The sequence below is a fragment of the Granulicella pectinivorans genome (assembly GCF_900114625.1).
GTDB classification, from domain to species: domain Bacteria; phylum Acidobacteriota; class Terriglobia; order Terriglobales; family Acidobacteriaceae; genus Edaphobacter; species Edaphobacter pectinivorans.
The window spans coordinates 527,780-550,791 of the sequence record NZ_FOZL01000001.1; the positions used below are offsets into that span (position 1 = coordinate 527,780).

The window sequence follows — 23,012 nt, forward strand, 5'->3', positions numbered from 1 at the left end:
CATTCACATTCCATCTCAGTCCGCGATGAACGCTTTGCACGCCTTCACGGTCGTCCCGAACGGCACCAGGAAACCTCGCCGGCACGTTTTGGGAACGACTCTCCTTCGATTCCGGACTCTTTTCGAGGCCCGATGTTGCGGGGCTCTCCGGATCGACTGACACGTACTTCCCCAGGGACTTTCGCCGGTCGTTCGCGCGGTCGATCCACCTTTCAGTGTGCGCTCTTTCCCCCCTCGTCTCTCTGACATCTTTGCGGCAACTTTTCCACTATAAAAAGAGGTTTTCATTCATGAAGAAGGCGTTTCGCAGTCTCCTCCTCCTCGTTGGGTTTGTGGTTGTTTCCTCCAGCCTTTTGGCACAGCAGACGGGTCTGAGCGGGGTCGTGACGGACTCGCAGGGCGCGGTGATTGTCGGGGCGAAGGTGGAGGTGAAGCAGGTCGACGGCTCGTCGTTCTTTGCGACGACGAATGGGCAGGGATCGTATGTGCTGCCGAGCCTGGTGGCGGCGCAGTATGCGATTACGGTGACCGCGCCGGGGTTCAAGATTGTGCAGAAGAAGGTTCTGCTGCTGGTGGGTCAGTTGGCGCAGGTGGATGTGATGCTGCCGCTGGCGGGGAGCTCGACGACGACGGAGGTGGTGTCGTCGGATGCGCTGGCGATCGATACGACGTCGTCGGTGGTGGCGGGCAATGTGACGCCGAAGGATGTGGAGGATGTGCCGATCAATGGGCGCAACTACATTGCGCTTTCGACGCTGATTCCGGGGATCAAGGCGAATGCGTTTGGGAACTCGCCGGTGTCGGCTCCGGGCGGGGCGTCGTATGGCGATGCGGAGACGGGCAAGTTCCAGATCACGATGGATGGGTTGCAGGTTTCGCAGGACTCGGTGGGATCGAGCTTTGGGCAGCCGCGTTTTTCGCAGGATGCGATCTCGCAGTTTCAGATCATTACGAACCGGTTCGATGCGACGGCGGGACGGTCGGCGGGGATCTATGTGAATGCGCAGACGAAGTCGGGCACGAACGTGATTCATGGCGGCGGGTTCGGCTACTTCAGGAACTCGGCGTTCAATGCGGCGGATCCGATTTCGAAGAAGGTGAACGTGTTTGCCGATGAGCAGTATGGCGGTACGTTCGGGGGGAAGATCAAGCGGGACAAGCTTTGGTATTTCGGCTCGTATGAAGGCGAGCACCAGCCGAGCACGTATACGGCTTCGCCCATTATCGGCGCGGCGTTTTCGCATCCTTCGACGCTGAAGGTGAATGAGTGGCTGGGACGGTTCGACTACCAGCGGAACGATAAGAACCATTTCCTGGTGCGGGTGGACAAGTTCGATAACAAGCAGGACTTTGTAGGCGCTGCGGAGCCGAGCGGATCGTACTCGTCGGCTTATTCGAGCTATGGGTATGTGTTCGATTGGGACAAGGTGATTTCGGACAAGCTGATCAACGATGTGCGTGCGGGTTATCACCACTTCGTGTTCCAGAACCTGCCGTACTACAACGACAACTCGATTGTGATTGCGCTGCCGGCGGTAACGGTGGGCGAGCCGTATAACCAGCCGGAGACGTTCAGCCAGGCGACGCAGCAGTATCGGGACGACCTTTTCTGGCTGAAGGGCAAGCATAGCTTCAAGCTGGGCGGCGAGTATCTGTATACGTTCCATGGCGGATCGTTTGCGCAGTATGCGCGCGGCGGTTTGACGAGCTGCTCTTCCAATAAAGGCGCGGTGACGGCGGCGATGTACTCAACGTTCTTTCCGAACGGCACGCTGGATAACACGAACTGGAACTATGCGGCGATTGCGGCCTATTGCAATACGAACATGACGTTCACGCAGGGGTTCGGCAGCTACGACATCAGCATTGGACGCAACATCATCGGCGTGTGGGCGCAGGACGACTGGAAGATTCTGCCGCGGCTTACGCTGAACCTTGGGCTGCGGTATGACAACGATCTGGGGGCGTACAACACGAGCTATGTGCCGACGCCGGGACTGCTGACGCCGAATACGAATCCGAATGCGAACTTCGCGCCGCGTATCGGTTTCTCATGGGATCCTTTTGGCGATGGCAAGACGTCGATTCGTGGCGGTGCGGGACTCTACTTTGCCGATCAGGTGGCGAACGCGATCATCGACGAGCAGCTTTACTCGAGCACGACCAGAGCGCTGCAGGCGACGATTTCGACGAACCAGTCGACGGGCGGCGCGGCGCTGTCGCTGCCGACTCCGTTCGCGGGACAGAACCCGCTGGCGAACCCGCAGAACTATGTGAGCGCACCGCAGCCGGTGGCGCGCGGCGCGAAGACGCCTTACTCGCTGCAGGCTTCGTTCGGGTTCCAGCGAGAGCTTGGGTATCGCACGACGCTGACGGCGGACTTTGTGCATACGCGGGTGTATGACGACTTCATTGCGTTGAGTGGCAACCTGCTGCAGAACCCCGCGAATCCGCAGCAGAACCTGAACCCGAGCAGCGCGATTACGGCCGCTACGTATGCGACGCGTTCGTGCGGCAATGGGAGCATTCTGCTGGACACGGTGAGCAACCTGGCGACGGGTGGACCGGGCGGCATTGCAGCCAAGCAGGTGTGCAACAACCTGTTCGGTGCGACGGTGCGGCAGTTCACGACGTATCCGGGAGCGGGCGTGATTGCGGATGCGCTGCAGGTGGGCATCAAGCATGCGACGACGAAGGGGTTTACGAGCGCGATTGCGTATACGGCGGGGCGGACGAAGAACTCGACCAATGGCCCGTTCTCGTATCCGAACAAGCCATTCAAGAGCGGCATCCAGCAGGAGTGGGCGAATGGCACGGACGACCAGAGGCACACGCTGACGGTTACAGGCGAGTACCAATGGAAGTATGGGTTGTCGCTTTCGAGCCTGTATCACTTCGGGTCGGGACAGGCATTTGCGCCGAGCACGGGCGCGAGCGTGAACGGGTACACGCTGGGTACGCGGACGTTCGCGGCACAGCCGATCGCGCCAGGTACGACGTGCCCGGTGGCGGCCTGCGTGGTGAGCTATGCACCGATCTCGAAGGCCTACTACGACGCAGGCTATGGGTACTGGATCATGCAGCGGGACGGCTTCCGCGGGACGAAGTACAACCGCGTGGACTCGCGTCTGCAGGAGTCGTTCAAGTTCAAGGAGAAGTACCATGCGATCGTCGCGGTCGAGGCGTTCAATCTTTTCAACCACTCCAACTACGGCAACTTCGCGACGACCACGAGCATTGGGACGGGCGCGAATGCGTATGGCACACCGCTGGCTGTGACCGGCAATCCGGTGGAGTACTTTGCCCGTTCGCTGCAGTTCATCGGACGGTTCTCGTTCTAGGCAGCACATGAAGGCAGATGAGCCGCTCACGCGCGTGGGCGGCTCGTTTTGTTGTTAGATTTGTAGTTCCCTACCCCGCAGTGTTCAGGAGATCTTCGCGATGCGCTTTGCTTCGGTACTTCCTTTGGCTCTCTCCAGTGTGGCTTTGATGGCTGCGCCTCCCACTCCGGCTGTAACTCCGCACAAGGTGATCACGGTGCATGAGGGGACTAACATGGCGGTGACGGTTTCGCCGGACCATCGGACGATTTTGATGGATCTGCAGGGAATGATCTATGCGATACCGTTCGCGGGCGGCGCGGCGAAGAGGGTGACGGGGCCGCTGGTGGAGGCTTCGCATCCGGAGTACTCGCCGGACGGGAAGTGGGTGGCGATCCAGTCGTATGCGGGCGGGACGTTCCACATCTGGGTGATGAGGCCGGATGGGACGGGGTTGAAGCAGATGACGACGGGACATGGGGACGATCGCGAGCCGCGGTTCTCGCCGGATGGGAAGACGATTGCGTTCTCCTCGGATCGGGCGAACAAGGGCTCGTACGACATCTGGACCGTGGATGTTGCGAGTGGGGCGGTGAAGCAGATTACGTCGAGCGAGAACGATGAGTATGAACCGGCGTGGTCGCCGGATGGGAGTTCGCTGGCGTATGTGAATGGCGTGTTTGTGGCAGGGGCTCCGGGTGTGGGCGGTGTGGTGGGGAGGACGGTGGAGTCGGTGGATCTGGCGACCGGCGCTACGAAGACGGTGGCTTCGATCGGCAGGCAGGTAGGGAGGATCGAGTCGCCGAGCTGGTCTCCGGATGGGAAGCACCTGGCGTATATCCAGTTCATGGGCGCGGGGATGTTTGTGGATGCGGCGCGTCTGGTGGTGGATGGAAAGCCGGTGGCGGGTGGAGGCGTGAAGGACGACGATGCGTTTCCGTTTCCGCCGGTGTGGCTGTCGGATGCGAGCATTTTGTATACGGCGAATGGCGCGATTTTGAAGGTGGATTTGGGCGCGGGGACGAAGACGGCGATTCCCTTCACGGCGGGGATTGAGTCGATACGGCCGGTGTACAAGGGCAAGGACTTTGGGTTCAATGCGACGGCCACGCGGCAGGCGCTGGGGTTGTTTTCGCCGGCGCTTTCGCCCGATGGGAAGAAGGCTGCGTTTGTGGCTTTGAATCAGCTCTATCTGCTGACGGTGGGGAACCCGGTGCCGAAGGCTCTGACGCATGACACGTATTACAAGCAGGGGCCGGCGTGGTCGCCGGATGGGAAGACGCTGGCGTATGTCTCGGACAAGGATGGCGTTGAGAATATCTACCTGATGGACGTGGCTACCGGCACGGACAAGAGGGCTGCGGCTTCGATGGATGCGCAGATCTTTCCGGCGTGGTCGCCGGATGGGAGGTGGATGGCGTTCCAGAAGCAGGATGGAGCTACGATGCTGCTGGAGTTGAGCAGCGGTGCGATTTCGCCGCTGGCTCCGGCTACCTTTTTTCCTGGCAGGCCGGCGTTTTCGCCCGATGGGAAGACGGTGGCGATCGCTACGGTGAAGCCGTATTCGAAGCGGTTTCGTGAGGGCACAAGCTCGATCCTGACGGTGGACCTCGCGACGAAGAAGACGACGTGGTACGACCCGGCTCCGTTTGAATCGATCACGACGAGGACGGAGGATGGACCGGTGTATTCGCCGAAGGGCGAGATCGCGTTCATCATGGACGATCTGCTGTACGCGATGCCGGTGGATGCGATGGGCAAGCCTGACGGTGCGGCGGTTGCGCTGAATGGCGAGACGTCGGATGCTCCGACATATAACGGCGATGGATCGAAGATTCTGTATGTGTCGAATGGCAAGCTGCGGTTGCTGGACAGGAAGACGAAGGCGATTACGCCGGTGCCGGTGACGTTGACGTACAAGCCGCTGCAACCGAAGCCGACGGACAAGGTGCTGATCCATGCGGGCAAGTTCTGGAAGGGTGAGGGTGCGGAGACGTTGACGGATGTGGATGTGCTGGTGGTGGGCAATCGCGTGGCTTCGGTGAAGCCGCATGGTGGTCCGGTGCCTGCGGGAGCGATGGTGATTGAGGCTCCGCACTCGACGCTGCTGCCCGGGCTTTGGGAGAACCATGCGCATCCGAACTCGGATAACTCGATCTACTATGGCGACCGCATGGGGCGGCTATGGATGGTGTATGGGATTACGACGCTGAGAGATATGGCGGACCAGGCGTATCGGGCTGTCGAGGAGAAGGAGTCGTTTGTTTCGGGGGCGGCGGTTGGGCCGAGGTTGTTCGCTACGGGTGAGGCGATCGATGGCGAGCGGACGTACTACCCGATGATGATTCCGACGACGAGCGAGGCGCAGTTGCACCGGGAGTTCGAGCGGCTGCATGCGCTGGACTTCGACTTCATGAAGCTGTATGTGCGGCTGCCATATACGTGGATTGTGGAAGGCGTGAAGTATGCGCATGGCACGATGGGCGTGCAGACGGCGGGGCATTATCTGTTGCCCGCGGTGGACCTGGGCAACGACGGCATGAGCCATGTTTCGGCTACGGCTCGGACGGGGTATGCGTACTCGCGGTCGTTGACGGGGGCGAGCTACTCGGATGTGCGGCAGTTGATGGCCGAGAGCGGGATGTGGACGACGAGCACGCTGCTGAACCAGGGCGTAATTGCGCAGATGCCGGAGATGGCGGATGACACCCGGTATAACCTGGCTCCGCCGTGGGAGAAGAAGCGGTTGATCGCGGCGCGGGATGCGGCGATGAAGTCCGACCAGACGGCGAATGAGGATCGCGTGATGAAGGAGGAGGCTACGCTGAGGGGCGTGCTGGAGCGCAAGGGCATGTACATTGGCGGGACGGACTCGCCGCTGGATCTGCCTTCGACCTCACTGCATTTGAATATTCTGTCGCAGGTGAAGTTCGGGCTGGCTCCATGGCAGGCGCTGGAGACGGTAACGAGCACGGCGGCGAGGGCGGCGAAGGTGGATAAGGATCTGGGACTGATTGCGCCGGGGTATTTGGCGGATATGATCCTGGTCGAAGGGGATCCGCTGGTGAATATCAAGGATGTGACGAAGGTGCAGTGCGTGATGAAGAACGGCGCGATCCACTCGGTGGGTGAGTTGATGGCCCCGTTTGTGAAGTCGGATGTGGGAGTGGGGATGTGTCCGGCGAAGTAAAGAGAGACAAACAAACGGCCCACGTCCGATTGAGGGTGTGGGCCTTCTTGCGTCGTCCTATACTTCCGTCATGCAAGAGTCGATCGTGAGGGCGTGGACGACGAATGACCGGGTGACGGTCTTTCTCGTGGAGCGGATGCCGATGGCTTTGTGGGAGGCCGGGGTACCGGGTCAGCCGCGCAAGACGATGCGGATGATTGCGGCGCATCTTCACAATGTCCGTTGCCGGTGGATCAAGACACTGGGCAGCGAGCATGGAATCCCGGTTCCCAAGCAGGTGGACCGGCATACCGTGACCTCGGAGGAGCTGGTCAAGGCGCTGGGGGAGAGCGGCGCAGGGATCCGGAGGGTGCTGGAGCTGGGCAGCGAGCACGGAGGGACGGTCCCGGATTCGAAGGGCTATGTCTGGCGGAATCTGCCGCTCGACGTGGGGCATGTGCTTGGTTACTTCGTGGCGCACGAGGGGCATCACAGGGGGCGGATCGTGATGCTGGCGCGGCAGATGGGGATGCGGCTTCCGGGCGAGGTCACGGACGGGCTTTGGCAATGGACGAAGCTGTCGCGCGGTTAGTTCTTCGCCAGCTTGGTATGGTCGTGGACGACGAGGTAGCAGGGGATGACGGCGTCGGGGGTTTGGGAGAGGGCCAGGCGGCTGGCGGTGTCGAAGACGTCATAGTCGGTGCGGCCGAGAAAGAAGCTGGAGCTGACCATGTCGCAACTGGGCTTACGGATGAGGTGCATGACGAGCTGCTTGCGGTCGGTGAGGATGGAGCGGCGGATGGGGTCGCCGTTGCCGCTGTAGCGGTCGATGAGACGTGCGGTTTGGTGACCGTCCTTGAGCGCGACGTCGGCGAGGTAGGTGTCCTGGTTGCCGGCGAAGGCCTGATGGATGCTGGTGCTGATGGCCATGATGCTGACTTTGGCGACGACGTTTTTGGTCGGCGTGACGAAGACGGGGTTCTGCGCGGCGAGGCCGAGGGGGAGAAGGAGGGCGAGGGCGGCGAGAAGTCGGGTCATGAGGTAGGCCTTGGTGCCGGAGTTGGGACTATCTTACAGCGTCTGCCTGGTTTGCTTCTTTGCCCGGGTCTATCGCAGGGGCCGAGGCGATTCCCTTCGGGAATCAGTCCATGCTCGAAAGGCGATGGTTGGGTGTTGCCTTCCGCAAAAAGGCTTTATGCCTTCTCGGCCAGATGCGGGTTGGACGGAACTGGCAGGGAAAGGGTTTGGTCGAGGATGCGATCGGCGAGCTGGCGCTTGGTCGATTCGGGAAGGTCGAGCTGGGTTTCGGGCGTGATCCACTGGGCGGCGTTGCGGTCCGCATCAAAGCCGAGACCGGGGAGAGAGATGTCGTTGAGGACGATGGCGTCGGCGCCCTTGCGGGTGAGCTTGGCGCGGGCGGAGGCGAGGTCGAGGGTGGTTTCGGCGGCGAAGGCGACGATGCGGGTTCCGGGACGGGCGTGGGCAGAGGCTGCGGCGACGATGTCTTCGGTGGGGACGAGTGTGAGGTGCAGAGGGCCGCTGCGCTTGATCTTTTCGGACGCGAGGGTGGCGGGGCGGAAGTCGGCCACGGCGGCGGCGGCGATGAGGATGGTCGCGCGGGGGAGGTGGGTGAGGACGGCGCGGTGCATCCCGGAGGCTTCGACGATGGGAACGAACTCGCAGCCGGAAGGGGGGGTGAGGGCGGTGGGGGCGGAGATGAGGATGACCCTGGCGCCACGGGAGAGAGCGGCTTCGGCGAGGGCGTAGCCCATCTTGCCGGAGGAGCGATTGCCGAGGAAGCGGACGGGGTCGAGGGGCTCGCGGGTGCCTCCGGCGGTGATGATCACGGTCTCGCCGGCGAGGTCGCGGTTCGGATTCAGGGCGCGTTCGGCGGCGTCGGCGATGGTGGTGAGATCGGCGAGGCGGCCTTCGCCGGTCATGCCGCAGGCGAGGTATCCGGCGGCAGGGGAGACGGTGTGGACGCCGCGATCTTCGAGGGTCTTCAGGTTGGCCTGGGTGGCGGGGTGGTGGAGCATGTTGACGTTCATCGCAGGGGCGAGGACGACGGGGGCGGTGGTGGCGAGGTAGAGGGTGGAGAGGAAGTCGTCGGCGAGGCCCTGGGCGAAGCGCGCGATGGTGTGGGCGGTGGCGGGAGCGACGAGGAGGAGGCCGGTCTGCTGGGCGAGATCGATGTGCTCGATGCCGGAGTTGGCGGTGTTGGTGGTGTCGTCCCAGAGGCCGGTGTGGACCTTGTGGCCGGTGAGGGCGGCGAAGGTGAGGGGCTGGATGAACTCGGTGGCGGCGCGGGTGAGGACGACGTGGACGTCGTGGCCGCGCTGCTGGAGGAGGCGTGTGAGCTCGGCGGCCTTGTAGGCGGCTACGCCTCCGGTGACGCCCAGGGTGATCCTAGACATGGTGACAGAGCTCGGGTTCTTCGGCGGCGACGTTGGTCACCGGGGCGAGGATGGCGTTGTCGATGAGGCGTGTCGCGCCGGACCAGGCGGCGATGGCGACGAGGGTGGGGCGGTTAAGGTCTTGGGCGGGCAGTAGGGTTTCGGGGTCGACGATCTCGGCGTAGTCGAGGCGGAGCGAGGGTGCTTGCCGGATCGCCTCGATGAGAAAGGTGCGGAGGCGATCCGGTGTTGCGTTGGGGAGGACTGCAACGTCGTGGAGCGCGCGCGAGAGGGTCAGGGCGGCGGCGCGCTCGGAGGGGGAGAGGAAGCGGTTGCGGGAGCTCATGGCGAGGCCGTCGGGCTCGCGGACGATGGGGCAACCGATGATCCGGATGGGGAAGTTCTGGTCGCGGACGAGGGCGCGGAGGACGGCGAGCTGCGCAGCATCCTTCTGGCCGAAGAAGGCGGCGGTGGGCTGGACGATGTGAAAGAGCTTGGAGACGACGGTGGCGACGCCGCGGAAGTGTCCGGGGCGGGAGGCGCCGTCGAGGCGCTCGGAGAGGCCGGCGACTTCGACGAAGGTGGTGGCTCCGGCGGGGTACATCTCCTGGGGGGTTGGGGCGAAGAGATGCTCGACGCCCTCGCTGCGGAGGAGTGCGACGTCCTGCTCGAAGGGGCGCGGGTAGCGGTCGAGGTCTTCGGTGGGGGCGAACTGGAGGGGGTTGACGAAGATGCTGGCGGCGACCACGTCGCACTGGGCGCGGGCGGCGCGGACGAGGGAGAGATGGCCCTGGTGGATGGCACCCATGGTGGGGACGAACCCCAAGGTTTGCCCGCTGCGGCGGGTGGCGGCCGAGGCCTTCTGCATGGCGGCGATGGTGGTGTGGATCTGCATGACTAAACCTTGGCGAGGGGCTGGGCCATGGCCTGAGCTACGGCGACGGGGAGGTGGTAGCTTTCGGAGTCGGCGGGGAAGGTGCGGGTGGCGACCTCGTGCTTGAAGTCGGCGAGACCATCGCGGAAGAGGCTGGCGGCGTCGCCGAAGCGGCGGACGAACTTGGCCGAGGGGGCGAAGGTGAGGTGGAAGAGATCGTGGAAGACGAGGATCTGTCCGTCGCAGCCGGGACCGGCTCCGATGCCAATGGTGGGGATTTCGAGGTGGCGGGTGATGCGCTCGGCGAGCTCGCGGGGGATACCTTCGAGGACGAGGGCCACGGCGCCGGCGTGCTCGAGGGCGAGAGCGTCTTCCAGGAGGGCTTCGGCGGCGTCGAGGGTGCGGCCCTGCACCTTGTAGCCGCCCATGCGGTGGACGGCCTGGGGGGTGAGGCCGAGGTGGCCTACGACCTGGATTTCGGCGGCGGCGAGGCGGGCTACGAGCGAGGGGTGTGCGCCTTCGAGCTTGACGGCGGCCATGCCTGCCTCGCGGATGAAGCGGAGGGCGTTGCGGACGGCCTCTTCTTCCGAGACGTGGTAGCTGCCGTAGGGCATGTCGCCGACGAGGAAGGAGTGCGGGGCTCCGCGGGAGACGGCGCGGGCGTGGTGGAGCATCTCGTCCATGGTGATGGAGAGGGTGTTTTCGTGGCCGAGGGTGGCCATGGCGAGGGAGTCGCCGACGAGGATGAGGTCGATTTCGGCTTCGTCGAGGAGTCGTGCGGTGGGATAGTCGGCGGCGGTGACGGCGGTGATCGGCTCGTGGGCGCGCTTTTTTTCGAGGAGGGTTTGGGCGGTGATGCGTGTGCCCGCAGGGGTGCGTGGTTGGGTAAGGCTCATTGCTTGGTCTCCAGTGCCGCTCCGCTCTGCGGATGCGTCCTCGATACAGGGAAGAGTATACGCCTGCGGGGTTGAGGCTGTTCGGTTTGGGATCGAGCTGGCGGGTTGAACCCGAAGCGGGGCTCGATCCTTGCGTCGCGATCTCGACCTGAGAAGGATGTCCCACTCGCCTTTGCAAGGAGCCTCTCATTGCAGAGACAAAGGCTGAAGCCCTGGGATATTTGGAAGCAACGACGAACGACAATGGCGGTCCTTCCGGTGAGACGCATTGCCTGATGGGGGAAGGCTGGTGTTCGGGGGGCAGGGCGGGGATAATAGGAAGATGCGCTGTTGAGCCGGATGTAAGCATCCAATGCACAACACGCTGGATCCGATCGGCACTGTGTTGGCCGACGGCTACTGGCTGTATGGAGGCTTCACGTGTCGGTTTCCGTTCTCTCCCCTGTCTCGGTTGACGTTACGCTTCAGTCGTTGTTGAAGCCCAAGGATGGAAGCGCTCCGGCGAAGGGTGCGGCTTGTAACTCGCGTCTGGCGGATGGGCCGTGGGTGTTCGATGAGATGCCGGCGGGGTATGGTCCGGGAGCGTCGGAGAACGATGTGATTCCTGCCGATACGCCACACCAGGGCGTGCTGCCGCAGGAGTACCGTACGGCCTCGACGGAAGAGCTGGATCTGCGGATTCGGGCGGCGAAGGCAGCGCTGGGTGAGCGCGTGGTGCTGATGGGGCACTTTTACCAGCGGGATGAAGTGATTCAATACGCGGATTTTGTGGGCGACTCGTTCCAGTTGGCGCAGGCGGCAAAGACGCGTCCCGAGGCGGAGGCCATTGTCTTCTGCGGCGTGCATTTTATGGCGGAGACGGCGGATATGCTGTCGGGCAAGGAGCAGGCGGTGATTCTGCCGAACCTCGCGGCTGGATGCTCGATGGCGGATATGGCGGATCTGGATTCGGTGGTCGAGTGCTGGGAGCAGCTTGAGGATATTTACGGAACGGGGCCGAATGCCGAGGGCAAGGTACCGGTGATTCCGGTGACGTATATGAACTCGTCGGCGGCGCTGAAGGGTTTCTGCGGGGAGCATGGCGGGATTGTGTGCACGTCCTCCAATGCAGCGAAGGTTCTGGAGTGGGCGTTCGAGCGGGCGGAGCGGGTGTTGTTCTTTCCGGACCAGCACCTGGGACGGAATACGGCGAAGAAGATGGGCGTTCCGCTTGCGCAGATGCCGACGTGGAATCCGTACAAGCCGCTCGGGGGCAATACCGCCGAGAGGTTGCAGGATGCGAAGGTTTTGCTCTGGCATGGGTTCTGCTCGGTGCATAAGCGGTTTTCGGTGGGGCAGATTGAGCAGGCGCGCAGGGAGTTTCCGGGGGTTCGGGTGATCGTGCATCCGGAGTGCCCGATGGAGGTGGTCGACGCGGCGGATGAGAGCGGGTCGACGGACTACATTGTGAAGGCGATTGCGGCAGCTCCGGCTGGAACGACGTTCGCGATCGGCACCGAGGTGAACCTTGTGACGCGGCTGGCGGGACAGTATCCGCAGCACCACATCTTTTGCCTGGATCCGGTGATCTGCCCGTGTTCGACGATGTACCGGATTCATCCGGGGTATCTGGCGTGGGTGCTGGAGGCGCTGGAGAAGGGCGTGGTGCTGAACCAGATCAAGGTGTCGGAGGATGTTGCGGTTCCGGCGCGTGTCGCGCTGGAACGGATGCTGGCGTTGAAGCCGGCGGCGGCAGCACGATGAGCCGTGTGATCGTGGTGGGGAGCGGGATCGCCGGGCTGATCGCGGCGCTGGAGCTGAGCCGGAAGTTCAAGGTCACGCTGGTGACGAAGGCCGAGCTGGTGGAGAGCAACACGCGGTATGCGCAGGGCGGGATTGCGGCGGCGATGGCCGACGACGACACCGTGGCCGAGCATGTGGCGGATACACTGGTCGCAGGCGCGGGGCTGAACTGTAAAGCGGCTGTTGAGGTGCTTTGTGCGGAGGGGCCGGAGCGGATTCGGGATTTGATCCGGCTGGGCGTGGAGTTCGACCGGAAGAACGGGGAGTTGGCGCGCGGGATGGAGGCGGCGCACTCGCATGCGCGGGTTCTGCATGCGGGTGGCGATGCGACCGGATATGCGATCGAGGCGGCTCTGGTGCGGGCTGTGCGCGAGGCTGCGGTGGACGTGATGGAGCATACGTTTGCGCGGGACCTGATGCTGGAGCGCGGGCGTGTGGTGGGGCTGGAAGTACTGGATGAGGCCGGGATCGTCAGGCAGATTGCGGCCGAGGCGGTGGTGCTGGCGAGCGGTGGCGCGGGACAGATGTTTCCGCATACGACGAACCCGGCGGTGGCGACGGGCGATGGCGTGGCGATGGCTCTGCGGGCCGGGGCGCAGGTGGCAGATGTGGAGTTTTACCAGTTCCACCCGACGGCGATGGCGGTGGGCGGAAACTTCCTGGTGTCAGAGGCCGTGCGAGGAGATGGCGCGGTGCTGCGAGATGTGGATGGGAAGCGGTTCATGTTCGATGTCGATCCGCGTGGGGAGCTGGCACCGCGGGATGTGGTTTCGCGCGGGATTGCGGCGCAGATGTTCCAGCAGGGCGGAAAGCCGGTGTGGCTGGATGCGACGGCGATGGGTGCGGCGTTCCTGGCGGAGCGGTTTCCGACGATCGACAAAGCCTCGAAGTCGTATGGATTCGACTGGGGCAAGGAATGGCTGCCCGTGACGCCGGCGGCGCACTACTGGATGGGCGGGATCAGGACGGATCTGTGGGGAAGGACTTCCCTGCCCGGGCTGTTCGCGGTGGGCGAGACGGCCTGCACGGGGGTGCATGGGGCGAACCGGCTGGCCTCCAATTCCCTGCTGGAGAGCCTGGTGTTTGCGTGGCGCTGTGCGGAGGTTTTGCTGGATGGACGAGGCGTGGCTGCGAGTGATTTCGGGTGCTCGGATCGGGATGATCTGCGGGCGGCTGTGATCGACGAGGCGGAGGCGGCTGCGGTGGTGGAGCGCGGTGCTTTGCAGGATGTGATGTGGCGTGAGGTCGGGATCTTCCGGAATGCGGAGGGACTTGGCCGTGCGGCTGCGGCGCTGGCGCAATGGCGTGGGGCTGGTGAGTCCGTTGCGGCGCTGGAGGATGCGAATCTGTTGACGATTGCGCGGGTGATGGTGGCGGCGGCTACGGCTCGGAAGGAGTCGCGCGGGGCGCACTTTCGCGAGGACTTTCCGGAGACCTCGGAGGCGTTTGCGCACTCGCTTTGCTTCGCGCGGGAGGTTCCGGTCCTGTGCTGATGCCGATGGAGATGCGGGAGATCGAGCGGGTGGTTGCGCTCGCGCTGGTTGAAGATGCGCCGTGGGGAGATCTGACCTCGCAGGTGCTGGTGCCGGCGGACGCGATGGCCTCCGCCGAGCTGGTCGCGCGGGAAGAGGGCGTGATGAGCGGGGGCGAGGTCTTCGAGGCCGCGATGCGTTTGACCGATGCCTCGGTGATGGTGAACCTGCTGGTGGACGAGGGTGCGCGGTTTGCGAAGGGCGACGTGCTGGCGACGGTGAATGGTTCGGCGCGGTCGATTCTGCAGGCGGAGCGGGTGGCGCTGAACTTTGTGCAACGGATGGCGGGCATCGCTACGCTGACGGCGTCGTTTGTGAAGGCTGTGGAGGGCACGACGGCGCGGATTGTCGATACGCGGAAGACGACTCCGGGGCTGCGGGCGTTTGAACGCTATGCGGTGCGGTGCGGCGGCGGGCGGAACCACCGTTACTCGCTCTCGGACGCGGTGATGGCGAAGGACAACCATCTGGCGGTGCTGGGGAGTGGGGTCACGGCGGCTCTGATGGCCGCGAAGAAGGCTTTGCCGCACACGGTGCATGTGGAGGTCGAGGTGGACCGGCTGGAGCAGATCGAGGCGGTGCTGGCCGGGGGCGCGGATACGGTGATGCTGGACAACTTTTCGCTGGACGATATGCGGGCAGGCGTTGCGCAGATTGCCGGACGGGCGTTGGTGGAGGCGAGCGGCGGGGTGAAGCTGGAGCAAGTGCGGGCGATTGCAGAGACAGGGGTGGATGTGATCTCGGTGGGAGCGTTGACGCATAGCGTACGAGCGCTCGACCTTGGGTTGGATTTCGCGTGATCTACCTCGATGCAGCGGCCACGACGGCGGTGCGGCGTGAGGTGCTGGAGGCCATGTGGCCCTACCTGACGGGGGAGTTTGGGAATCCTTCGAGCCATCATGGGGTGGGGCGGGCAGCGGCGGAGGCTCTGAAGGGCGCGCGGGTCTCAGTCGCGGAGGTGCTTGGGTGCCGGGCCGGGGAGATTGTGTTTACCGCCGGGGGGACGGAGGCGGACAACCTGGCGATCAAGGGGATTGCGCTGGCCAATCCGCGTGGGAAACACCTTGTAACGACGGCGATCGAGCATGAGGCGGTGCTGGAGTCATGTGCGTATCTGGAGCGCGTGCATGGGTTCGCGGTGACGTATCTGCCGGTGGACCGGTTCGGGATGGTGTCGGTTGCGGATGCGATTGCGGCTCTGCGGCCGGAGACGACGCTCTGCTCGATGATGCTGGCGAACAACGAGGTTGGGACGATACAGCCAGTGGCGGAGATTGCGGCGGCGGCTCGGGCGATGGGAGTGCCGGTGCATACGGATGCGGTGCAGGCGGCGGGGGCTCTGGAGCTGGGGGTGAAGGCGCTGGGCGTGGATGCGATGAGCCTTTCGGGACACAAGTTGGGGGCGCCGAAGGGGACGGGGGTCCTGTTTCTGAAGGGACGGGTGGCGGTGGAGCCGGTGATGCATGGGGGTGGGCAGGAGAAAGGGCGGCGGTCCGGCACGGAGAATGTCGCCGGGGCGGTGGGGTTTGCTTTGGCTCTGCGGATGGCGCATGCGGGGCGCGTGGAGCGGATAGCGCGCGTCTCCAGGCTGCGGGATGCGTTGATTCGCGGGGTGCTGGAGGGGGTTCCGAGCGCGGTGTTGACGGGGCATCCTTCGGCTCGGCTGCCGGGGAGCGCTTCGTTTTGTTTTCCGGGGACGAGCGGGGAGGCGGTGCTGCTGTCTCTCGAGGAGCGCGGGATCGTGTGTTCGAGTGGATCGGCGTGCGCGGCGGGGTCGGATGAGCCGTCGCATGTGTTGATGGCGATGGGTTTTTCGCGCGAGGTGGCGCAGACGGCGGTGCGGTTTACGCTGGGCGATGGCGTGACGGCGGAGCAGGTTGCGGAGGTCGCAGGGGCGGTGCGGGATGGGGTGCGGGCGGTGATGGGGATCGGGGGACGGTAAGCTGTTGTGCTTCGGGACAAGACGAACGGGCCCTTAGCGGGCCCGTTCTGTTTTGGCTGGGTTGTGGTTAGAAGTAGAGCTTCGCGCCCAGTTGGATGATGCGAGTGGCGAAGCCGCCGGAGAGACCGTTGTTGATCTTTCCGAAGGTGGCCGAGGCGTTGCGGGCGAGACCGATCGTGGAGGGATCGGGGTTGTAGTGTTTGAAGGCGTTGAAGAAGTCGGCGCGGAGCTGCAGGTTGCGGGACTCGCCGAACTTGAAGCCCTTGGTGGCGGAGAGGTCGTCGTTGAAGACGCCGGGGAGACGGACGGCGCCGGTACGGGGCGAGGTTCCGAACTCCCCGGGCTGCGCGACGGTGAAGGCGTTGACGTTGAACTGCGCTCCGGGGGTACGTCCACCACGACCGAGGCTGACCTGCTGGCCAGCGACGCTGTCGGGGCGGGATGCGACGCCGGTTGCGGTGGTCTGCGCGGTGTCGGTGACGCCGGCTGGGTCGCCCGAGACGGCGGTGAGGATGGTGGAGACCTGGAAGCCGTCGAGCAGGACCTTCTTGAAGCCGGTGGTGTTCTTGAAGAACGGCACGTCGTAGAGCACGGTACCGACGAAGCGATGAGGGATGTCGAAGACGGAGAGTGAGCGATCCGTACGAGGTGCGTACGGGTTGAGCGGGCCGGCGCCGAAGTTGCCGCCGCCGACGATGCCGCCGATATCGCCCGAGCCCGAGATGGACTTGGACCAGGTGTAGGAGGCGAGCAGGTTGAGCCCCTGGCCGACGCGCCGCTCAAGCTTGGTCTGGAGCGAGTTGTAGCCGGATGATCCAGTGGAGAAGTCGCCGGAGACGTTGCGGAGGAAGGTCTGGTTGGGCCGGCGCGCGTTGACCGAGAGTGTGGTGCTGGCGGGGTTGACGGGGACGGGCAGGTTGATGGTGGGCGAGACGAAGTTGTGACGGCCCTGCGCGCCGACGTAAGCCACTTCCCCGGAGATCTTGCCGGGGAACTGGGTCTGCACGGTGAGGTTGTACTGGGTGGTCATCTGGTCCTGCAGGTGCTGGTCGATGGCGTTGGCGAAGGGGTAGGTGAGCGGGCCGGTCGCGGTGACTCCGGGAAACGGGTTGGCGAAGGTGAGGTTGGGCAGCTTGAGGGCGGCGGTGGTTCCGCTCTGTCCGGGGTTGCCGGTGAGCGACGCGCCGGCCTGAGCCTGGGCTCCTTCCCCCATGGAGAAGGGTGCGTTATCGATCTCCGGAGTGAAGTAGAGGCCGACGCCGCCACGCACGACGACGCGGTTGAGTCCGTAGGGCTGCCATGCGAAGCCGACGCGGGGCTGCCAGTCGTGATAGACGGGCTGGATGAGACCGCGTCCGTAGGGCGAGGTGGAGGGCGTCTGGATGGTGCCTGGGTTCAGGCCGTCGGAGCCGATGTAGATGTCGGCGTACTTGTTGTCGTCCTGCGTGTAGGGCGCGAAGTGATCCCAGCGGAGGCCGAGGTTGACGGTGAGGGTGCGGCTGACGGTCCAGTTGTCCTGCACAGAGTAGGCCTGGATGATGCTGGAGATGTTGGTGCGGGTGACGGTGGGGTTGATGCTGTCGCCATTGACGTAGCCGAGCAGGAAGTCCAGCAGGGCGGAGCCGGTATAGCGGCCGTCGAAGCCGAAGGTGCCGTGGGGATCGCGGGCCTGGCTGAAGTAGTCGGTGCGGCGACCGATGTCGACGCCAAACTTGAGGAAGTGCTTGCCGCGCTGCCAGGAGAGGTTCTCGACGAACTGGTTGATGCCGTTGGCGCGGTTGCGCGGGCCGATGTTGCGGATGTCGGCGAAGAGCCGGTAGGACTGGCCGGGGCCGCTGATGGTGGTGTTGATGCCGCCGTAGAAGTGCGGGTCGGAGGAGGAGAAGGGGATGTTCAGGAGGCCATTGGCGATGTTGTAGGCGGGGTTATCGGTGGTGCCGAAGGTCTCGAACTCCTGAAAGTTCTGGCGGCCATAGCGGAAGTCGTTGACGATGGCGTCGGAGAAGACATGGGTCCACGCGACGACGTAGTGCTTGGTGATGGCGTCGTTGTTGTCGTTGTCGTTGCCGAAGAAGGGCGCGCCGTTCGAGTAGGTTTCGTCGTAGATGTAGTGACCGCTGAGGGTGTCGTGCTTGGTGAGGTTGTGATCGACGCGGCCGAGGTACTGGTGCTGGTAGTTGAGGGTCTTGATGGGCGTGGTGTAGTAGTTGGTCGCGTTGGCGGCGTTGGGCGCGATGGCCAGGGTCGGGTTCGGCGTGATGGTGGGCCGAAGCAGGATGGCCGACTTGGGATCGAGGTTGATCTTGTCGCCGATGTGATAGGCATTGCCGGTGTAGGGGTCGGAGACGGCGAGGGTGGTGGGCACGCCATTGACGAGCGGGCCGGCGAAGATACTGGAGTCGAGGATGCCGGCGCGGACGCTGGCATCAGGCACGGTGGCCTGTTGCGGCGTGGCACCCAGAAGACCGTACCCGGTTTCGGCGTTGAAGAAGAAGAAGGTCTTGTCGTGGCCGTTGTAGATGTGCGGGATCCAGACGGGACCGCCGATGTTGCCGCCAAACTGGTTGCGGTTCAGGCGGGGAGGCGCTACGTCGATCTTGGCGATGGCGTCGTAGGTCTGGGTGAAGACGTTGTTGCGGTTGAACTCGAAGAGCGTGCCGTGGTACTTGTTCGTGCCGGACTTGAGGATCTGGTTGACGTTGGCTCCGGCGGCTGCGCCGGAGTCGGTGCCGCTGGAGCTGGTGTCGACGCGGAACTCGGCGATGGCGTCGACGGAGGTGGAGAAGCTGTAGGTGAACGCGTCGTAGTCCATGCTCTCGATGCCATCGATGGAGTAACGGTTCTGGGTATCGCGCTGCCCGTTGACCTGGATGGCGGTGGAGCCTCCGGTGGCGTCGGTCGCGCCGACGGCACCGCGCGCACGCCGCACGGTAATGGAGCCCTCTGTGCCGCTGTTGACGCCGGGGATGAGCTGCGCGAGCTGGACGAAGTTGCGTCCGTTGAGCGGCAGGTCTTCGATCTTCTTGGCGTTGATGATGGCGCCGACCGCACCGTTCTCGGTCTGGAGCAGGGCGGCGGCGGCACCGCTATCGACGGTGACGGTCTCGGTGACCTGGCCTGCGGCGAGCGAGAAGTCCAGGCGTGCCGTCTGACTGGCGTCGAGGACGATGCCGGTGTTGCGCTGGGAGGCGAAGCCCTTCATCTCGATGAGGAGATCGTAGGTTCCGGCAGGGAGCGAAGGCAGCGAGTACGTGCCGGCGTCATCGGTGACCGTCGTACGGGATGTGTTCGTGGCGGGGTTGGTCGCGGTGACCTTCGCTCCGATGACGACTGCTCCCGAGGGGTCGGCGACGTGGCCGACGATGGTACCGCTGGAGGTCTGGGCGTAGGCGCTGGGAACGCTCAGCACGCTGGGGATCGACATCAATGCACAGAGCAGAAAGCCCTGAGCAAGCCATGTTGTGGCGGCTTTTGTTTTCGTATGGTCGTTCATGGGTGGTCTCCTGTGAAGTGGAACGTGGTGTTGCTGTGCGTAACTCTCCCGAGTGCTCGAACCTGCGCACTTCGTGTGATTGTTGCGAGTTGCTTTGTGAGTTACGTCTTTGAAACCAAACGCTTCGGAAGCGGTTACGGAGGCTTTTGGGATGCACTGCACTGTGCGCCTCCCGACACACCGCCGTCAAGAGAAAATGTTTTCTTCGGACAAAATCGTTCGTTCGCCTCTCAAAGAGGTGGACACGATGGTTACCGGATTGTGCGGCGCACACGAAAAAACCCCACGCCGGACGGCATCGTGCCGGGCGTGGGGCGGGGAACTTCGGTAATGCGGGTTATTTAGGCGGGATGCTCGTTCTTCCAGTAGGTTCCGTGGGGAAAGGCGTAGCGTTCACGCGAGGCGGGGAAGATTTCGATGCTGTAGCCGGGGGTCCCCGGAAGGAGATAACGGCCGCGGCGGATCCTGACCGGCGTGAGGAAGTGTTCGTGGAGGTGGTCGACGTACTCGATGACGCGGTCCGTTAGCGTTGTCGAAACGCGGAGGAAGTCCCAGGCGGAGAGGTGCTGGACATACTCGCATAGGCCGACACCGCCGGCGTGGGGGCAGACGGGGACACCGAATTTGGCGGCCATGAGGATGATGGCGAGGTTCTCGTTGACGCCGGCGACGCGGCAGGAGTCGATCTGACAGACGTCGATGGAGCCCGCCTGCAGAAGCTGCTTGAACATGACGCGATTGTGGCAGTGCTCACCCGTGGCGATGCGCACGCCGGACTCGCGGCGGATGCGGGCATGACCGAGGATGTCGTCGGGGTTGGTGGGCTCTTCCATCCACCATGGGTCGAGCTCCTTGAGGTTTCTGGTCTTTTCGATGGCTTCGAGGACGCCCCATTTCTGGTTGGCGTCGACCATGATCTTGTTGGTCCAGCCGATCTCCTCGCGGACGATGTGGCCGCGGCGGAGGTCTTCGGCGGGGTCGCCGCCGACCTTGAGCTTGAAGTGTGTCCAGCCTTCGGCGAGGCCCTCGCGGCAGAGGCGGCGGATCTTGTCTTCGGAGTATCCGAACCAGCCCGCGGAGGTGGTGTAGGCGGGGTAGCCTTCTTGTTCGAGCAGGGCCAAGCGCTCCGCGTAGCCTTCGCGGCTGGCGTCGAGGATCGCGCGGGCTTCGTCGGGGGTGAGGGCATCGTCGATGTAGCGGAAGTCGATGGCGGAGAGGATCTTCTCGGTGGGAAGCTCGGCCAGGAGCTTCCAGAGGGGCTTGCCTTCGACGCGGGCGTAGAGGTCCCAGATGGCGTTGATGAGAGCGCCAGTGGCGAGGTGGATGACGCCTTTTTCGGGGCCGAGCCAGCGGAACTGGCTCTCGTCGGTGAGGGTGCGGTTGAAGGCGACGAAGTCATCCGTGATGCCGGACAGGGTGCGCCCGACGACGAAGCTGGTGAGGTACTCGAGCGCCGAGGCGACGAGATCAGTGCCACGGCCTAACGTGAAGGTGAGGCCGTGGCCCTCGACACCGGAGTCGGTTTCCAGGATGCAGTAGGCGGCCGAGTAGTCGGGGTCTTTGTTGACGGCGTCGGAGCCGATGCTCTCGCGCGAGGTGGGAAAGCGGAGGTCGATGACACGGGCTCGGGTGATGGTGATTTCGGACACTTGAAGCTCCTGATTAGGGGTGGAGCGGGGTCGGTTCTTCGGCGAGCCAGACCCCGAAACAAGCAACAGCAAAGCAAAAGATTTTGTTGGAAAGCTTTTTCTTTACTCCGCCACAGTGTTGTTGGTGAGGGTTCCGATGCCTTCGATCTCGACGACCATGGTCTCGCCGGGCTGGATCCAGCGCTGCGGCTTGCGGCCGAGGCCGACGCCGGCGGGGGTGCCGGTGGAGATGATGTCGCCGGGCTCGAGGGTCATGATGGAGGAGAGGTAGGCGATGAGGTCGGGGGCCTTGAAGACGAGCTGGTCGGTGTTGGAGTCCTGTAGGACTTCGCCGTCGATGGAGAGCTTGATGCCCAGGACGTGGGGGTCGGGGATGTCGTCCTTGGAGACGATGGCCGGGCCCATGGGGCCGAAGCCGTCGAAGCTCTTGCCGAGCGACCACTGCGAGGTGGCGAGTTGGATATCGCGAGCGCTGAGGTCGTTGACGATCGTGTAACCGAAGACGTAGTCGGCCCAGTCCTCGGCGGGGATGTTCTTGCCTTCCCGGCCAATGACGATGGCGAGCTCGGCCTCGTAGTCGAGCTGCGTGGTCATGCTGGGGATGACGACGGTGGTGTTGTCGCCGGTGATGCAGTTGGAGAACTTGGTGAAGACGACGGGCGTCTTGGGGAGCTGCATGTTGGACTCAATGGCGTGGTCGCGGTAGTTGAGGCCGATGCAGATGAACTTGCCGGGCATGGCGATGGGGGCAAGGAGGTCGGCTTCGTCGGTGCGGATGACCTGATCGGAGTCGAGGTCGGCGGCCGAAGCAGCCTCGGCGGCCTCAGCCCACGCATCTTCGCCGGCGTAGAGGAAGGAGAGGGTGTCGGCGTATCCGAGGGGGGCGAGGGGGAAGATGTATTCGAGCGACTCGGACTGCAGGCCTGCGCCTACTTCCTCGTTGAAGACGTAACTGACTAAACGCATGCTGCTCTCCTGAATCCTGTTGCGAAATGGGCCGCCGGGGATGCTTGACGATACGGGCGGGGCGCTCGACTATTGTATGGGTTCGAGGCGCTACAATCGTAGCGGTATTTCATAGAGGATAATCTTATGTCACTGGCAAAATTTCGGTTGGATGGCCGTTCCGCGATCGTTACGGGTGCGGCGAGCGGGATTGGACTTGCGATCGCTGAAGGTTTCGCGGGCGCGGGCGCTGTCGTTCACGTTGTAGACCTCAACAAAGACGCGGCTTTGGCGGCGGTTGCTGGGATTGAAGCCGCGGGCGGAAAGGCCTTTGCGCACGGCTGCAACGTCGCCGATCAGGATGAGGTCGAGCGCGTTTTCGGGGAGATTCTGGCGTCCGGCAAGCTGGACATTCTGGTGAACAACGCAGGCATCGCCGGGATTGGAACCGTCGAGACGGTGACGGGCGCGGACATGGATCGGGTGTTCTCGGTGAATGTGAAGAGCGTGTACCACTGCACGAAGGCGGTGATCGGGAGCATGGTCGCGCAGGGTGGCGGCGTGATCCTGAACATGGCTTCGATTGCGGCTACGGCTGGATTGGAAGATCGTTTCTCATACCAGATGAGCAAAGGCGCGGTGCTGGCGATGACGTTCTCGATTGCGCGGGATTATCTGAAGAAGGGGATTCGTTGCAATGCGATCTCGCCGGCCCGGGTGCATACGGCGTTTGTGGATGGGTATATCGCGAAGAACTATGCGGGACGCGAGGAGGAGATGTTCAAGGCGCTGTCAGCCGCGCAGCCGATCGGGCGGATGGGGAAGCCGAGCGAAGTGGCCGATTTGGCGCTGTTTCTCTGCTCGGATGAGGCCGGGTTCCTGACGGGTGTGGACTATTCGCTGGATGGTGGGTTTGTGAATTTGCGGTAGAGGCATCGTGCCGGATGGGCTCGCTCTGCGCGGGGCAGTGACTTCGTGACTCGTCTCTGCTTCGCGTGGTCCTCCCGTTGGTCGGAG

Annotated in this window: 15 protein-coding genes; 8 read left to right on the forward strand and 7 right to left on the reverse strand. The window is 63.7% G+C overall.

The features are described 5' to 3' along the window. Positions 1 to 290: 290 nt before the first annotated feature. From BM400_RS02035 to BM400_RS02045, 3 genes are all read left to right on the forward strand, one after another. Positions 291 to 3,341, forward strand: coding sequence for a TonB-dependent receptor (locus BM400_RS02035; protein WP_089836162.1), 3,051 nt, complete (start codon positions 291 to 293; stop codon positions 3,339 to 3,341). A 100-nt stretch (positions 3,342 to 3,441) separates the two neighbouring features. Further along, the gene (locus BM400_RS02040) at positions 3,442 to 6,510 is read left to right on the forward strand and encodes an amidohydrolase family protein (protein ID WP_089836164.1); all 3,069 of its coding nucleotides are present in this window, start codon (positions 3,442 to 3,444) and stop codon (positions 6,508 to 6,510) included. Between the two features lie 70 nt (positions 6,511 to 6,580). Further along, positions 6,581 to 7,081, forward strand: a complete 501-nt coding sequence (locus BM400_RS02045) for a DinB family protein (protein ID WP_175528818.1) — start codon at positions 6,581 to 6,583, stop codon at positions 7,079 to 7,081. Here BM400_RS02045 and BM400_RS02050 read toward each other — a convergent pair. The 4 genes from BM400_RS02050 to panB all read right to left on the reverse strand — a co-directional run bounded on the left by BM400_RS02050 (position 7,078) and on the right by panB (position 10,652). Beyond that, the gene (locus tag BM400_RS02050; RefSeq protein ID WP_089836168.1) at positions 7,078 to 7,527 is read right to left on the reverse strand and encodes a hypothetical protein; all 450 of its coding nucleotides are present in this window, start codon (positions 7,525 to 7,527) and stop codon (positions 7,078 to 7,080) included. The two genes, BM400_RS02045 and BM400_RS02050, sit on opposite strands and share 4 nt — an antisense overlap. A gap of 155 nt (positions 7,528 to 7,682) precedes the next feature. Beyond that, a complete protein-coding gene (gene coaBC, locus BM400_RS02055) occupies positions 7,683 to 8,903 on the reverse strand; it encodes a bifunctional phosphopantothenoylcysteine decarboxylase/phosphopantothenate--cysteine ligase CoaBC (RefSeq protein ID WP_089836171.1) in 1,221 nt (406 codons plus the stop codon). After that, the gene (gene panC, locus BM400_RS02060; RefSeq protein ID WP_089836173.1) at positions 8,896 to 9,777 is read right to left on the reverse strand and encodes a pantoate--beta-alanine ligase; all 882 of its coding nucleotides are present in this window, start codon (positions 9,775 to 9,777) and stop codon (positions 8,896 to 8,898) included. The genes coaBC and panC overlap by 8 nt, the downstream gene beginning before the upstream one ends. A gap of 2 nt (positions 9,778 to 9,779) precedes the next feature. Then, a complete protein-coding gene (gene panB, locus BM400_RS02065) occupies positions 9,780 to 10,652 on the reverse strand; it encodes a 3-methyl-2-oxobutanoate hydroxymethyltransferase (RefSeq protein WP_089836175.1) in 873 nt (290 codons plus the stop codon). Between the two features lie 420 nt (positions 10,653 to 11,072). On the opposite strand from panB, the gene nadA reads away from it, so the two are divergent. From nadA to BM400_RS02085, 4 genes are read left to right on the forward strand one after another with little or no spacing between them, the layout of a single operon-like run. Continuing rightward, positions 11,073 to 12,395 (forward strand): quinolinate synthase NadA, encoded by a 1,323-nt coding sequence (gene nadA, locus BM400_RS02070; protein ID WP_245781629.1) that lies wholly within the window; start codon positions 11,073 to 11,075, stop codon positions 12,393 to 12,395. Further along, positions 12,392 to 13,927, forward strand: coding sequence for an L-aspartate oxidase (gene nadB / locus BM400_RS02075; protein WP_089836177.1), 1,536 nt, complete (start codon positions 12,392 to 12,394; stop codon positions 13,925 to 13,927). The genes nadA and nadB overlap by 4 nt, the downstream gene beginning before the upstream one ends. After that, positions 13,927 to 14,766, forward strand: a complete 840-nt coding sequence (gene nadC / locus BM400_RS02080) for a carboxylating nicotinate-nucleotide diphosphorylase (RefSeq protein ID WP_245781955.1) — start codon at positions 13,927 to 13,929, stop codon at positions 14,764 to 14,766. The genes nadB and nadC overlap by 1 nt, the downstream gene beginning before the upstream one ends. Further along, a complete protein-coding gene (locus BM400_RS02085) occupies positions 14,763 to 15,908 on the forward strand; it encodes a cysteine desulfurase family protein (protein ID WP_089836180.1) in 1,146 nt (381 codons plus the stop codon). The genes nadC and BM400_RS02085 overlap by 4 nt, the downstream gene beginning before the upstream one ends. Before the next feature lie 67 nt (positions 15,909 to 15,975). Here BM400_RS02085 and BM400_RS02090 read toward each other — a convergent pair whose 3' ends face one another. The 3 genes from BM400_RS02090 to BM400_RS02100 all read right to left on the reverse strand — a co-directional run bounded on the left by BM400_RS02090 (position 15,976) and on the right by BM400_RS02100 (position 22,016). Then, complete coding sequence (locus BM400_RS02090) at positions 15,976 to 19,401, reverse strand: outer membrane beta-barrel protein (RefSeq protein ID WP_089836182.1); 3,426 nt, start codon at positions 19,399 to 19,401, stop codon at positions 15,976 to 15,978. A 341-nt stretch (positions 19,402 to 19,742) separates the two neighbouring features. Beyond that, positions 19,743 to 21,050 carry an enolase C-terminal domain-like protein gene (locus BM400_RS02095; protein WP_089836184.1) on the reverse strand — a complete coding sequence of 436 codons (1,308 nt, stop codon included), beginning with the start codon at positions 21,048 to 21,050 and terminating at the stop codon, positions 19,743 to 19,745. 102 nt (positions 21,051 to 21,152) lie between these two features. After that, positions 21,153 to 22,016, reverse strand: coding sequence for a fumarylacetoacetate hydrolase family protein (locus BM400_RS02100; protein ID WP_089836186.1), 864 nt, complete (start codon positions 22,014 to 22,016; stop codon positions 21,153 to 21,155). A 126-nt stretch (positions 22,017 to 22,142) separates the two neighbouring features. Here BM400_RS02100 and BM400_RS02105 point away from each other — a divergent pair, with 126 nt between their 5' ends. Then, positions 22,143 to 22,925, forward strand: coding sequence for an SDR family NAD(P)-dependent oxidoreductase (locus BM400_RS02105; RefSeq protein ID WP_089836188.1), 783 nt, complete (start codon positions 22,143 to 22,145; stop codon positions 22,923 to 22,925). Positions 22,926 to 23,012 lie beyond the last annotated feature (87 nt).